Genomic DNA, 13329 nt, shown 5'->3' with positions numbered 1-13329 from the left:
GCGCCCCCGGGGGGGGGCCCCCACCCCTCCACGCATTTGTAGACCCTTTCCGCGGGGCCAGGCCGTAGCCCGGCCTACGAGGCCGCTCGCGTCAGGCGTTCGGGTACCAGCCCACGTGCGGGGCCACGTGCTCCGCGACAGCGCTCAGCACCCGTCGGTGCACGTCGAGGGAAGCCTCTGCCGGCAGCACCACGACCAGTCCGTCGGTCTCACCGATCACCTCGTCGCGCCGCAGGTGCTCGACGATGCCGTCGGGGTCGCCGCTGAGCGCGGTGCTGTAGCGCATCGGGAAGGGTCCTGGGGACGTGGGGCGGCCCTCGGCCGTCATCCCCGACGCGTACCCCTCGAGGAACTGCCGGTGGTCCTCGGCGTCCCGCCCGTCCAGGAAGGGCAGGACGATGCGGCCCGCGGAGACGCGGGGTTCGCGGCGTCCAGCGTGACCGGCGTCGGCGAAGGCCTTGCGGTAGCTGCGGATCTGCCGGGCCTGCACGACGTCGAAGGATTCACCGGTCTCCTCGGTGTTCAGGGTCGAGACCTGCAGGTCGAACCCTCCCGTCCCGGTGCGGACGGCCGTGCTCTCGCTGCCCGCGCCGTACCAGAGCCGGTCCGCGAGGCCGGGGGAGTGCGGGGTGACCCGCAGGTCCCCGCCCGCCGGGATGTCCATGTACGGGGCGGTGGCGCGGCCGACGGGTTTCCCGGCCAGGGCGCGGCGCAGGACGTCGATGCGGTGCTGGGCCTCTCCGGCGAAGCCGCGGTCCGAGGCACCGTGGAGGGCGTCCAGCGTCGGGGCCTGGGAGGGGATGCCGTTGCTCACGCCCAGCTCGAGGCGCCCACCGCTGAGGAGGTCGACCGTCCCGGCGTCCTCCGCGAGCCGCAGCGGGTCCTCGTAGCGCATGGGGATGACGCCGGTGCCGAGAGCGATCCGGTGGGTGACCTGGGAAGCCGCGGCGAAGAAGGTCATCGGGGACGACAGGTACGGCTCGTGGTGGCGGACCCGCACCCACGCCGAGTCGTACCCCAGGTCCTCGGCGTGCTGGACGAGCGTCAGCCCGTCGCGCAGCGCGCCGCCGGCGTCGCCGGAGCCTCCTTCGGCGACGAAGGTGAGGAACCCGAGCTCGAGTCGACGACCCGCCGTGCGCATGACGCCCCCTGGTGTTTGCTTCTTCAACTATACAGGATGTTGAAGCTGTGAGCACCTGGCTCGCCGTGCTCGGCGGGACCGGAGGTCGCGAAGACGCCAACCGGGTGGAACCTGGCCCCGGTTGCTCGATCCCGGCCCCGAGGCGGTCGACACCCTGATCGTGGATGAAGGACGGCAGGTGGAGCCAGGCGCTCCCTCGACGGCACCGGGCCCGACGCGCGGCTCGCGCGTGCGGGGCTTGATGCAAGGGCTCTCGGTGGGCGAGGTGCTGGGGTCCGCTCCCCGCCGCAGCGGTGCTCTGCCGCACGGGGTGGCCACCGAGCTGGCCTGCTTCACCGCCGCCGCGAGCATCCGCACCTCCCTGCGTCGCACGGTGACCGGAGCCGGGGACGCGCGGGCGGACCTGCACGAGGCCTACCGCCGGTGGGCACGGGTCCGCAGCGCCGGACGGACCTCCACCGACCCCACCGCCTGGCTCGACGAGGTGCAGCTCTTCACCCACACCGCCGAGGAGGCCCGCGACACCGTCCGCGGCCTGGCCGGTGGTGCGGGGACGCCGGCCGATCCCGTCACGACCGCCGACGGCTGGCACGCCGTCGTCCGGGCGCTGCCCCTGGCCGTCCAGCTCGACCGCGACCCCGTCGCGGCGCTGGGGGCCGCGGTGGACTCCGCCGCGCTGACCCACGGGCCCCGCACCTTCGCGCCCACGGCGTTGGCGGTGCTGCTGGCCGGCGCGTCCCTGCGTTGCGGGGACCCCGTGCAGGCGGTGGCCGCCGCGATCACCGACGCGATCCTGTCCGGCGTCGACTTCGCGGCCGTCGCCGTGGTCGACGACGCCGTCCGCGCCGCCCGCGCGACCCCGGCGTCCCCGCTGGTCCTGCGCGCCGGAGCGCCCCACGGCACGGCCGCGGCGGTGCTGTGGGGGGCGACGTACTGCGCGTTGAGCCACCCGACCCGGCAGGGCACGGCCGCGGCGCTGGCCCTGGCCGTCACCGCGCCGGACGCCCGCGGCGTCAGCGCCCTCACCGGAGCCCTCGTCGGCGCCGCCCACGGGGAGACCGCGCTGCCGCAGCAGGTCCTCACCCGCGTCGACCTCGCGTACGTGGTCGACCGGCTGGCCCGCGACCTCGCCCGGGAGAACCGCCTCAACCCCGACGGGAGCTGGGGGGCTGCCGCCGACCCGCTGTGGCGGGCCCGCTACGGGATCGGCTGACCGTCACCGGGGCCGGCCGGTCCACCGGCCCCGGCGACGCTCCGGTCAGCGGATGAAGAGCATCTCCTGGTAGGTCGCCAGCGGCCACAGGTCGTCGGCGACGAGCGTCTCGAGCTCGTCGGCGGCGGCCCGGACGGCGGTCATGGCCGGCAGCAGGACGTCGCGGGCGTAGGCCGGGCCGTGCCCGGACGGCTCGAACGTCGCCGCCTTCAGCGCGACGATCGCCTGCCGCAGCGCGGCGATCGGCGCGGAGACCGCCTCCAGCAGCGAGGTGTCCGCCTCGACGCCGGCGGCCTTGAGCGCGGCCACGTTCTGCGCGAGCTGCGTCTGGTAGCGCACGGCGGCGGGCAGGATGCTCGTCGTGGCGATCTCGACGCTCAGCTTCGCCTCCACGGCGATGCTCAGCTCGTACTGCTCGACGGCGATCTCGTAGCGGGAGTGCAGCTCCCGCTCGGTGAACACGCCGTACCGGCTGAACAGCTCGACCGCCTCCGGCGACACGAGCTCGGGCAGCGCGTCGACCGTCGTGCGCAGGTTCTTCAGCCCGCGGGCCGCGGCCTCGCTCTGCCACTCCTCGGAGTAGCCGTCACCGTTGAACACGGCCGCGCCGTGGTCGGTGATGATCTGCTCGAGGACCTTCTGGACGGCGTGGTGGAAGTCCTCGCCCGCGGCCAGCCGCGTCTCCAGGGCGGTCGCGATGAAGTCGAGCGCCTCGGTGACGATGGTGTTGATGGTGTAGACCGGCGACGCGATGGACTGCATCGACCCCGGTGCGCGGAACTCGAAGCGGTTGCCGGTGAAGGCGAACGGGCTGGTGCGGTTGCGGTCGCCCGGGTCGGTCGGCAGCACCGGGAGGGTGTCCACGCCGATCTGCATGGTGCCCTTCTCCTTGGAGGAGGTCGCACCGCCCTTGGCGATCTGGTCGAACACGTCGGTCAGCTGGTCGCCGAGGAACACCGAGATGATCGCCGGCGGCGCCTCGTTCGCGCCGAGCCGGTGGTCGTTCGTGGCCGAGGCGACCGAGGCCCGCAGCAGCCCGCCGTACTTGTGGACCGCGCGGATGATCGCCGCGCAGAACACCAGGAACTGCGCGTTGTCGTGCGGGGTGTCGCCGGGCAGCAGCAGGTTCCCCACGGTCGAGGAGCCGAACGAGAAGTTGACGTGCTTGCCCGAGCCGTTGACGCCCGCGAAGGGCTTCTCGTGGAACAGCAGCTCCATGCCGTGCTCGCGGGCGACGCGCTTCATGGTGACCATGAGCAGCTGCTGGTGGTCGGCGGCGAGGTTGGAGCGCTCGAACATGGGCGCGATCTCGAACTGCCCCGGCGCGACCTCGTTGTGGCGGGTCTTGGCCGGGATGCCGACCTTAAACAGCTCCCGCTCGGCGTGCAGCATGAACGCCAGCACCCGGTCCGGGATGGCCCCGAAGTAGTGGTCGTCGAACTCCTGGCCCTTGGGCGGCTTCGCGCCGAAGAGGGTGCGGCCGGCGTTCAGCAGGTCCGGGCGGGACAGGAAGAAGTGGCGGTCGACGAGGAAGTACTCCTGCTCGGGACCGGCGTACGACACGATCGTGCCCGGGTCGTCGTGGCCGAACAGCTTCAGGACGCGGGCGGCCTGCGCGGCCATGGCCTGCTGCGAGCGCAGCAGCGGCGTCTTGTGGTCCAGGGCCTCGCCGGTCATCGAGACGAAGACCGTCGGGATGCACAGGGTGTTCCCGTTCGGGTTCTCCAGGACGTAGGCGGGGCTCGTGACGTCCCAGCCGGTGTAACCGCGGGCCTCGAAGGTGGAGCGCAGGCCGCCGTTGGGGAAGCTGGAGGCGTCCGGTTCGCCCTGGACGAGGGTCTTGCCGGCGAACTCGGCGATGGAGCCGCCGTCCTCGTCGGGCTCGAAGAAGCTGTCGTGCTTCTCGGCGCTGGAGTGGGTGAGGGGGTAGAAGACGTGCGCGTAGTGCGTGGCGCCCATCTCCAGCGCCCAGTCCTTCATGACCGCGGCGACGGCGTCGGCGACGGCCGGGTCGAGGGGCACCTGCTTCTCGATGGTCGCCATGACCGACCTGAAGACGGCCTTCGGCAGCCGCTTCTGCATGACGGCCTTGCTGAAGACGTTCTTCCCGTAGACCTCACCGGGCGCCTCGGCGGGGGTGAAGGTCGGGTGCGGGGCCTCGAAGGCGATGACCGCGTCGATGGCTTTCAGACGCGCTGCGCTGCCGCTCATGGCTGTCTCCGGACGTGTCGTCGGCGCGGCTCGCAGCCGCAGGTCGGGCCGACGGTAGGACCGGTGATGACGCCGGGTGTTACGCGGTTGTTTCGTCCGTGTTTCGAACGCCCGCCCGCGCGGGGCGGGCGGGCGCGCGTCACCCGGTCGGGCCGGGGGTCACGGGACGAGGATGGCCCGGCCCCGCACCCGTCCGCCGTCGAGGTCGTCGACGGCGCTCTGGAAGTCGTCGAGACCGTACTTCACGGTGTGCAGCCTCACCAGGCCCCGGGCGGCCAGGGCCATCAGCTCGGTGAGGTCGTTGTAGGAGCCGACGAGGTTGCCGATGAAGTTGATCTCGGCGGAGATGATGTCGATGGTGGGGACGTCGATGTTCTCGCCGTAGCCCACGACGTGGTAGTCGCCGGCCTGGCGCAGCATCTTCACGCCCTGGGCGGTGGAGCCGCCCTCCCCGACGAAGTCGACGACGACCTCCGCGCCGTGACCCCCGGTGAGCTCCAGGACCTGCTCGACCTGGGTGCCGTCGGCCACGACGGCGTGGTGCGCCCCCACGGACAGGGCGAGCTCCACGGCGTCGGGGTTGCGGTCCACCACGACGACCTCGGCCGCGGTCATCGCGGCGAGCACCTGGATGCCGATGTGACCGAGGCCCCCGGCGCCGATGACGACCACCCGGTCCACCGGCCGCAGGCGGCGGGCCGCCTTCGCGCAGGCGTGGTACGCCGTGAGGCCGGCGTCGGCGAGCGCGGCGACGTCGGCCGGTTCCAGGGAGTCGTCGATCCGCACGACGCTGCGCGCGGACGTCTTCAGGTACTCGGCGTACCCGCCGTCGCTGTCGATGCCGGGGAACGCCTTGTCCACGCAGTGCACGTCGTCGCCGGAGCGGCAGGCGCGGCACAGCCCGCACGTGACGTTGGGGTGCAGGATGACCTTGTCGCCCTCGGCGACGTTCGTGACGGCCGACCCGACGGCGCTCACCCAGCCGGCGTTCTCGTGCCCGATCGTGTACGGCAGCACGACGCCGGACTTCTCGGCCCACTGCCCCTCGAGGATGTGCAGGTCGGTGCGGCACACCCCGGCGCCGCCGACCTCCACGACGACGTCGAACGGCCCGGTGACCTGCGGGACCGGGACCTCCTGGAGCTCCAGGTCGCGGTGGTAGCCCACGACGCGGACGGACCTCATGGTGCTCATGCGGGCAACTCCCTGGGGGTGGCGGTGAGGGGCAGCAGCGGGTGGCCGCCGCGGAGGTCGTTCACCTCGGCGCCCTCGGGGCGGAACGTCTGGTCGGACTCCGACCCCGGGTAGCGGGTGGCCAGCAGGCCGCGGCAGAAGTGCGCGTTCCCGTCGATGGAGATGCGGGTGGACCGCGCCCGGCGCAGCCGCAGCGGGACCTCGTCGTGCGGGTAGGGGTTCCCGTGGTCGTCGACGAGGACGGTCGCGCCGGGGTCGTTCGGGATGCCCAGCGCGACGCGGCGGCGCAGCAGCGCGGCCGTCGTCCGCTCGTCGCGCAGGTCGGCGAGCGTGATCTCCCCGACCTGCGACTCCCGCAGGTCGGGGTCGGCGCGCAGCAGCGTCGTCAGCGCGCGTTCCACCGCCGCGGTGTGGGCCTTGCGGCGGAACGTCAGGCGCAGTTCGTCGAGGTCCTGCTCGGCCTCGTGCCGGAACGTGCCCCGGTAGCCGGCGTCGGCCGCGAGGCCGGCGTTGATGAGGTCGGAGTCGTGGTGGTCGTCGAGCTCGACGACGACGCGGCCGGTCCACGGCAGCGCCGTCAGGGCGTCCTTGGTGTCCGACGCCATGAGGTACGCGAAGTTCGGCGAGCAGAACGACGTGGGCAGCCGCAGGTGCACGGTGACGGTGGACCCGTCGACGTCGAGGGAGCGGACGAAACCGAGGTCGGTGACGGGTTCGTCGAGCTCGGGGTCCAGCACCACCGACAGCGCGTCGAGGCACTCCTCGCGGCGGTCCAGGGAGGTGGCGGTCATCACGCCACCGCCACGGCCTGCGGCTCGGCGAACTGCGGGGGGTTCGCGACCTGCAGCTCCTCGGGGACCGGGATGTCGTACACCGCGGCGGCGTTGAGGCCGAGGATCTTCTTCTTCTGGTCGGTCGTCAGCGGCGCGTACTCGCTCATGTCCTCGGGGATCTGGAAGTCCACGAACGTCTCGATCAGCCACTTCGGGGTCCACAGCGCGTAGTCGCTGGAGAAGAAGATCCGGTTCTCGTCCAGCCAGTACAGCAGTTCACCGATGATCTGGGCGAAGTACCGCGGCCGGGTGTGCATGAACGGGATGGCGACGGCCAGGCCGGCGTACACGTTGGGTTCCTGGGTGGCGATCCAGCAGAAGTCCTCCAGGCGCGGCAGGCCGCAGTGCTCCACGACGAAGTTCAGGTCGGTGAAGTCGGTGGCGACGTGGTCGACGTCGGCGACGTCGAAGGCGTCGCGGTCCAGCGGGCGGATCGTGGGGCCCTTGTGGACGTGGATGTTCTTGATCCCCACCTCGCGGGCGACCTCGAGGTACCGGTACGTCCACGGGTCGGACAGCTTGTAGCCGCGGGAGTCGCCGTGCCAGTCGGCGGTGTACAGCTTGACGCCCTTCAGGCCCATCTCCTCGGCGTCCCGCCGCAGCCGGTCGAGGCCGCGCTCGCCGTCGCGGGGGTCGAAGTAGTGGTTGTACGTCAGCTTGCCCGGGTTCGCCCGGGTCAGCGCCAGCGCCTCCTCGGTCTGCCCGAAACCCTTGCGGTAGAACTCGCCCAGGCGGGCCGGCTGGAAGATCGCGTGGTCGGCGTACCCGAGCTCGAACACGTCCCGCAGGAGGCGCTCGCCGCCCTGGTACAGGTACTCCTCGTACGACCACAGCTCCGAGGCGGGGCTGAGGTTGCGGTGGTAGTCGTAGAAGCAGTCGATGAACTGCTTGCCGTGGACGTTCCGCTGGTTCTCCACGCGGGCGTCCCACAGGGCGATGTGGGCGTCGACGATGAAGTACTTCTCGCCGTCCTTGGTGTACATGCTGCTCTCCATCTCCGGTGACGGGGCGGTGCGTTGCGACGACCGTAGGCAGTCGCGGGTCGCGCGGGACCGCCCGCGTGTCTCACTTTGAGACGGCAGGCCCTGGGCCCGGGCCCGCGGGGACCGTACGGTGGTCCCACCACGAAGGGAGTGGCCGTGAGCGAAGGAGCTTCGGGGCCGGCCGAACCGCACCCGCTGCGCGGCGGTGTGCCGGTCGGCGCCCGCGCCGGGGGCCGGCTCGCCGCGTCCTGGCGCCGCAGCACCGAGTACGGCGTGCGCACCGAGGCCGTCGAGCCGGTGTTCTCCGGCACCCGGGAGCAGGGGTCGCTGTTCTTCGAGTGCGGTCGCGAGGTCCTGACCGACCTGCACCGCACCCTCGTCGACGAGCCCGTCAGCCTCATGCTCACCGACGCCGACGGGCTGGTGCTGAACCGGCTCTCCGGGGACACCTCCCTGCTGCGCAGCCTCGACGGCGTCCACCTCGCCCCCGGGTTCGCGTTCTCCGAGCGGGAGGCCGGCACCAGCGGCCTCGGCCTGGCGCTGGCCGACCGGCTGCCGTCGGTGGTGCGCGCCCACGAGCACTACTCGACGAGCCTGGCCGGGTACACCTGCGCCGCCGTCCCCGTCCTGGACCCCGTCAGCGGCCGGCTGGAGGGCAGCGTCAACATCACGACGTGGGCCGAGCAGCCCGGCAACCTCCTGCTGGCGCTGGCCCAGTCCGCCGCGGGCGCCACCTCGGCGCTCATGCTGGCCCGCTCGCGCGGCCGGTCCCCGCGACCGGCGCCGCGCGGGGAGGTCTTCCACGTCCAGCCCGGGTCGCTGGAACCCGGCAGCGGGACGGTCCAGGAGTTGTCGGCGGCGTGGCGGGACGCGTCGCGGCGCAGCGAGGACGCCGTCCGCGGCGGGCGGGTCGTCCTGGCCGTGGGGGAGGGCGGCTCGGGCCGCTCGACGCTGCTCGCGCAGGCCGTCCGGCGCGTCCGCCCCCGCGACCGGATCCTGTCGGCCAGCCCGCCCGCCCCGCAGGACCTCGACGCCTGGCTCGCGCTGTGGTCCCCGGAGCTGGGCAAGGCCGACACCGCCGTCGTGGTGTGCGAGGTCGACGCGCTGCCCGCGCGGGCGGCCGAGGAGCTGCGCTGCCTCCTCGCCGCCGCCCGCGCGGCCCGCCCCGGCCTGCCCGTCGTCCTGACCGCGGGGGACCTGGCCGAGGTGCCCGCCGGGCTCGGCGCGCTCGTCGACACCGTGGTGGCCGTCCCCCCGCTGCGCGACCGCCCCGGCGACGTGCTGCCCCTGGCGCAGCACGTCGTCCGGCAGACGCGCGGGCGCGACCTCGACATCACCGCCGCCGCCGGGCGCGCGCTGGAGTCGTGCCCCTGGCCGGGCAACGTCGACCAGCTGCACCGGGTCGTGCGCCGCGCCGCCCTGCAGGCGGACCGGATCGACGTGCGGCACCTGCCGTCGGAGGTGTTCAGCGCGGCCACGCACCGGCTCACGCGCCTGGAGGCCCTGGAGCGCGACGAGATCGTGCGGGTGCTGACGGCGCCGGGCGCGACGGTGAAGCAGGCCGCCGCGGAGCTCGGGGTGAGCCGGGCCACGATCTACCGGAAGGTCGCGCAGTACGACCTGCGCATCCCGCGCTGAGCGCGTGCGGTCGTCGCGGGAGGGGACCCGTGCCAACCTGGGAGCGCACTGGGAAGACTGCTGACCCGACTGATCTGGAGGACCCGCCGTGGCCGGTGGACTCGTGGCCCTGCTGGACGACGTGGCGCTCATCGCCCGCGCGGCCGCCTCCTCGATGGACGACATCGGGGCCGCGGCCGCCCGCGCCGGCGCCAAGGCGGCGGGGGTCGTCGTCGACGACGCCGCCGTCACCCCGCAGTACGTGCGGGGACTGACGCCCGACCGGGAACTGCCGATCATCAAGCGCATCGCGATCGGGTCGCTGCGCAACAAGCTGCTGATCATCCTCCCGGTGATCCTGCTCCTCAGCCAGTTCGCCGACTTCCTCCTCACCCCGCTGCTCATGCTCGGCGGCGCCTACCTCGCCTTCGAGGGCGCCGAGAAGGTGTGGGCCAAGGTCAGCGGCCACGGGCACGCCGCCGACGACGGCCCGAAGGACGAGAAGACCGTCGTCTCCGGCGCGATCCGCACCGACCTCATCCTGTCCGCCGAGATCATGGTGATCTCGCTCAACGAGGTCGCCGACCAGCCGTTCTGGTCCCGGCTGGCGATCCTCGTCGCCGTCGGGATCGCCATCACCGTCCTCGTCTACGGCGCCGTCGGCCTCATCGTGAAGATGGACGACGTCGGGCTGAAGCTCGCCGGGCGCCCCTCGGCGGGCGTGGCCCGCTTCGGCCGCGGGCTGGTCAACGCCATGCCGAAGCTCCTGACGTTCCTCACGGTCGTCGGCACCGCCGCGATGCTCTGGGTCGGCGGGCACATCCTGCTCGTCGGCACCGACGAGCTCGGGTTCCACCCGCTGTACGAGTTCGTGCACCACCTCGAGGAAGCGGTCCACGACGCCGCCGGTGCGGTGGGCGCGGTCCTCGGGTGGCTCGTCAACACGCTGTTCAGCGCGGTGATCGGGCTCGTCGTCGGTGCCGTCATCGTGGTCGTCGTGTCGCTCACCGTGCACCGCCGCCGCGCCGCGCCCGCGGGGCACTGAGGGTCGCACCGCCGCCCCCGCCCCGCGTGCACCATGGCGGGGTGAGGAGAGCGCTGCTCGACGACGTCCACCGCATCGTCGACCACCTGGCCGAGACGCTGGGACGTTCCGTGATGCTCGACGACCCCGACCTCGACCTCATCGCCGGCAGCCGGCACTTCGGCGACGAGGACCCGTACCGGGTGAGCGTCGTCCTCGCCCGCGGCGCCAGCCCCGAGGCCGTCGAGTGGTTCCGCCGCTTCGACCTCGCCACCGCCGACGGGCCCGTCCAGGTCCCCGGGAACGAGGCGCTCGGGCTGCGGCCGCGGCTGTGCTACCCGGTGCGCTGCAACGGCCTGCACCTCGGGGCCCTGTGGCTCGTGGACGACGGCCGGCCCGTCGAGGAGGACCGGGTGCGCGACGCCTGCACGCGCCTGGGGCGCATCCTCGCCCAGCGCGGGCACACGGGCGTGCTCGACGAACCGCTCGTGGACGCCCTGCTCGTCCAGCTCGTGCGCGGGGTCGACCCCACCCACGTCCTCGACCTCCTGCGGGCCGGGCGCTTCGCCGACGCCGGCCGCCGGTACGCGGTCGCCGTCGCGCACCCCACCGCCGGTGCGCCGACCACGCTGCACGACCTCGCCCACCGCGCGTCCCGGACCGACCACGTCGTGGACCACCGGATCGTCGCGGTGGAGGAGTTCGCCGTCCTCGTGGCCGCGGTCCGCCGCTCCGGCGCACCCGCGGACCTGCCGCCCGACGCCACCGGCGGCGCGGTGGGCCTCAGCGACGTCGGCGAGGTCGAGGACCTGCGCGAGCTGTTCGTGCAGGCGGCGCTCGCGGCCTTCGCCGGTCACCACCTGCACCGCGGCGGCGTGACCCGCTGGGGCGACCTCGGGCCCCTGACCGCCTTCCTGCGGGCCGCCACGACGCCCGTGCTGACCCCGGCCCTGGCCCGGTTCGAGGAACTCCTGGCCGCCGACCGCGCGGGCACCGCGGGCGCGACCGTCGCCGCCTACCTGCGCCACGCGGGCGACACCACCGCCACGGCGGCCGAGCTCGTCGTGCACCGCACGACCCTGCGCTACCGCCTCGAGCAGGTCGAGGCCCGCACCGGCCTCGACCTCACCGACGGACGCGACCGGGCCGCCGTGCAGCTCGCGTTGCTCGCGCGTGACGTGCGGGTGTCCGGGCTCGCGCCGTTCCTCTGAGACGAGCACCCGGGGGGCGGAACGTCCTCGCCCCGGCGGATGAACCGGGGACCGCCCGTCCCGAGACTGGTGGGCACCACCCGACCGCCGGGTGGACGCCGACCCCCCGCGAGGTGCCCGTGACAGCGCAGCCAGAGCCCGCGTCGACGACGACCCGCTCCCCGCGCCCCACCCTGGACGACGCCCCCTTCGGCCGGATCCACCTGCTCGCCACCGTCTGCGTCCTCGGCGGCGCCGCCCTCGACGGGTACGTCCTCGGCGTCATCGGCCACGCCGTCGAACCCGCCTCCGCCCAGCTCGGCCTGAGCACCCTCGGCTCCGGCCTGCTGGCCGCCAGCGCCCTCATCGGCGTCTTCGTCGGCGGGCTGTTCTTCGGGGGCGTCGCCGACCGCTTCGGCCGTCGCCGCGTGTTCCTCTGGAACCTGCTCGCCTTCGTCGTCCTCTCGCTGGCCCAGCTCGTCGTGGACAGCGCCTGGCAGCTCGTGGCCGTCCGGATCCTGCTCGGGCTCGCCATCGGCGTCGAGTACGCCGTCGGGGCCGCGCTGCTCGCCGAGTTCGTCCCGCGCCGCCCGCGCGGGCCCCTCCTCGGGTCGATCCAGGCCATGTGGATCGTCGGGTTCGTCGCCGCGTTCCTCATCGGGTCCGCCGTGGCCCCGGACGCCTGGCGGTGGCTGCTCGCCAGCAGCGCCGTCCCGGCGTTCGTCGTCCTCGTGCTGCGGACCGGGCTGCCCGAGTCGCCCCGCTGGCTGCACGCCCGGGGCCGCACGGCCGAGGCCGAGCGGATCGTCCGCGACCGCATCGGCGACTACGCCATCCCGGCCGTCACCACCGCCGAGGCCGGCCGCGTCGGCCTCGCCGAGCTCTTCACGGCCGGCCGCTGGCGGCAGACGCTGTACGCGGGCCTGTTCTGGTTCTGCCAGGTGGCCCCGTTCTTCGCCATCTTCACCTTCGTCGGTCCGATCCTCGCCCTCCTCGACGTGCAGGAGGGCTTCACCGGCGACCTGCTCATGAACCTGCTCCAGCTCGCCGGGGCGGGCCTGGGCGTCTGGGCCCTGCACCTGCTGTCCCGCAGGGCGTTCGTCGTCTCCAGCTTCGCCGTCATGGTCGTCGGGCTCCTCGTCATCGGCCTGTTCCCCGACGCCCCCGGCGTCCTCGTCGTCGCCGCCTTCGGCCTGTTCACGCTCGTCATCTCCGGTGCCTCCAACATCCAGTTCGTCTACCCCAGCGAGATGTTCGAGACGCGCCTGCGCACCACGGGCGTCGGGTTCGCGGCCGCCTTCAGCCGGGTCGGCGCGGCGCTGGCGACCTACCTGCTGCCGGTCTCGCTCGACGCCCTCGGCGCGCACGGCACGCTGCTGCTCGCCGCCGTCTTCCCGCTCGTCGGTCTCCTCGCCTCCCTCGCGTGGGCGCCGGAGACCCGCCGTTCCGCCCTGTCCTGACCTCCCGGAGGAACCCGTGACCACCACCCCCGTCCACCGGACCGACGTCGTCGTCGTGGGTCTGGGCGCCTTCGGGTCCGCCGCCCTGTGGCGCCTGGCCGCCCGCGGCGTCCGCGTGACCGGCGTCGAGCGCTTCGGCGTCGGCCACGCCCTCGGCTCCTCGCACGGCGCGACCCGGTTGTTCCGCGTCGCCTGCTACGAGCACCCGGCGCTGGCCCCCCTGGCCCTGCGCTCCCTGGCGCTGTGGACCGAGCTCGGTGAGCGCACCGGGGAGGTCCTCGTGCGGCAGACCGGCTGCCTGAACACGGGGGCGCCCACGAGCGCACCCGTGGCCGGGACCCTGGCCGGGGGCGCGGCCGCGGGGGTGGCGGGGTAGTCGCTCAACGCCGACGAGGTGCGGCAGTCGTTCCCCCGCTTCGCGTGGGTCGACGACCTCGTCCTCGGCGTCCTCGTCCGCTCGGCG

11 protein-coding genes are annotated in these 13329 nt (G+C 73.6%); 6 read left to right on the top strand and 5 right to left on the bottom strand.

Annotated features, from left to right (window positions below):
- Window positions 1-91: 91 nt before the first annotated feature.
- Entirely contained in the window at window positions 92-1141 is a 1050-nt protein-coding gene (locus tag ACRYM6_RS22455) for an LLM class flavin-dependent oxidoreductase (protein ID WP_432545109.1), read from the bottom strand.
- Window positions 1142-1397: 256 nt separating this feature from the next.
- On the opposite strand from ACRYM6_RS22455, the gene ACRYM6_RS22450 reads away from it, so the two are divergent.
- Window positions 1398-2354, top strand: coding sequence for an ADP-ribosylglycohydrolase family protein (locus tag ACRYM6_RS22450; RefSeq protein WP_432545108.1), 957 nt, complete (start codon window positions 1398-1400; stop codon window positions 2352-2354).
- 45 nt (window positions 2355-2399) lie between these two features.
- On the opposite strand, the gene ACRYM6_RS22445 is transcribed toward ACRYM6_RS22450, so the two are convergent.
- The 4 genes from ACRYM6_RS22445 to ACRYM6_RS22430 form a co-directional block, all read right to left on the bottom strand.
- The gene (locus ACRYM6_RS22445) at window positions 2400-4565 is read right to left on the bottom strand and encodes a glutamine synthetase III family protein (protein WP_432545107.1); all 2166 of its coding nucleotides are present in this window, start codon (window positions 4563-4565) and stop codon (window positions 2400-2402) included.
- Window positions 4566-4724: 159 nt separating this feature from the next.
- The gene (locus tag ACRYM6_RS22440) at window positions 4725-5750 is read right to left on the bottom strand and encodes an NAD(P)-dependent alcohol dehydrogenase (protein ID WP_432545111.1); all 1026 of its coding nucleotides are present in this window, start codon (window positions 5748-5750) and stop codon (window positions 4725-4727) included.
- Between the two features lie 5 nt (window positions 5751-5755).
- Window positions 5756-6550, bottom strand: coding sequence for an iron-sulfur cluster assembly protein (locus ACRYM6_RS22435; protein ID WP_432545106.1), 795 nt, complete (start codon window positions 6548-6550; stop codon window positions 5756-5758).
- Complete coding sequence (locus ACRYM6_RS22430) at window positions 6550-7575, bottom strand: amidohydrolase family protein (protein WP_432545105.1); 1026 nt, start codon at window positions 7573-7575, stop codon at window positions 6550-6552. Before ACRYM6_RS22430 ends, ACRYM6_RS22435 begins: the two co-directional genes overlap by 1 nt.
- 207 nt (window positions 7576-7782) lie before the next feature.
- Between ACRYM6_RS22430 and ACRYM6_RS22425 the strand changes: the two genes are divergently transcribed.
- From ACRYM6_RS22425 to ACRYM6_RS22405, 5 genes are all read left to right on the top strand, one after another.
- On the top strand, window positions 7783-9213 hold the full coding sequence (locus ACRYM6_RS22425) for an AAA-type ATPase lid domain-containing protein (protein ID WP_432545110.1): 1431 nt from the start codon (window positions 7783-7785) through the stop codon (window positions 9211-9213).
- A gap of 88 nt (window positions 9214-9301) precedes the next feature.
- Window positions 9302-10237 carry a DUF808 domain-containing protein gene (locus tag ACRYM6_RS22420; RefSeq protein WP_432545104.1) on the top strand — a complete coding sequence of 312 codons (936 nt, stop codon included), beginning with the start codon at window positions 9302-9304 and terminating at the stop codon, window positions 10235-10237.
- A 41-nt stretch (window positions 10238-10278) separates the two neighbouring features.
- Entirely contained in the window at window positions 10279-11427 is a 1149-nt protein-coding gene (locus ACRYM6_RS22415) for a PucR family transcriptional regulator (protein WP_432545103.1), read from the top strand.
- A gap of 119 nt (window positions 11428-11546) precedes the next feature.
- Window positions 11547-12866, top strand: a complete 1320-nt coding sequence (locus tag ACRYM6_RS22410) for an MFS transporter (protein ID WP_432545102.1) — start codon at window positions 11547-11549, stop codon at window positions 12864-12866.
- A 16-nt stretch (window positions 12867-12882) separates the two neighbouring features.
- On the top strand, window positions 12883-13242 hold the full coding sequence (locus tag ACRYM6_RS22405; RefSeq protein ID WP_432545101.1) for an FAD-dependent oxidoreductase: 360 nt from the start codon (window positions 12883-12885) through the stop codon (window positions 13240-13242).
- Window positions 13243-13329: the final 87 nt, after the last annotated feature.

The sequence above is a fragment of the Kineococcus rugosus genome (assembly GCF_050871975.1).
Classification (GTDB): Bacteria; Actinomycetota; Actinomycetes; order Actinomycetales; family Kineococcaceae; genus Kineococcus.
Note: the sequence above shows the minus strand (reverse complement) of the source record. Positions and strands in the feature narration are given on the sequence as shown.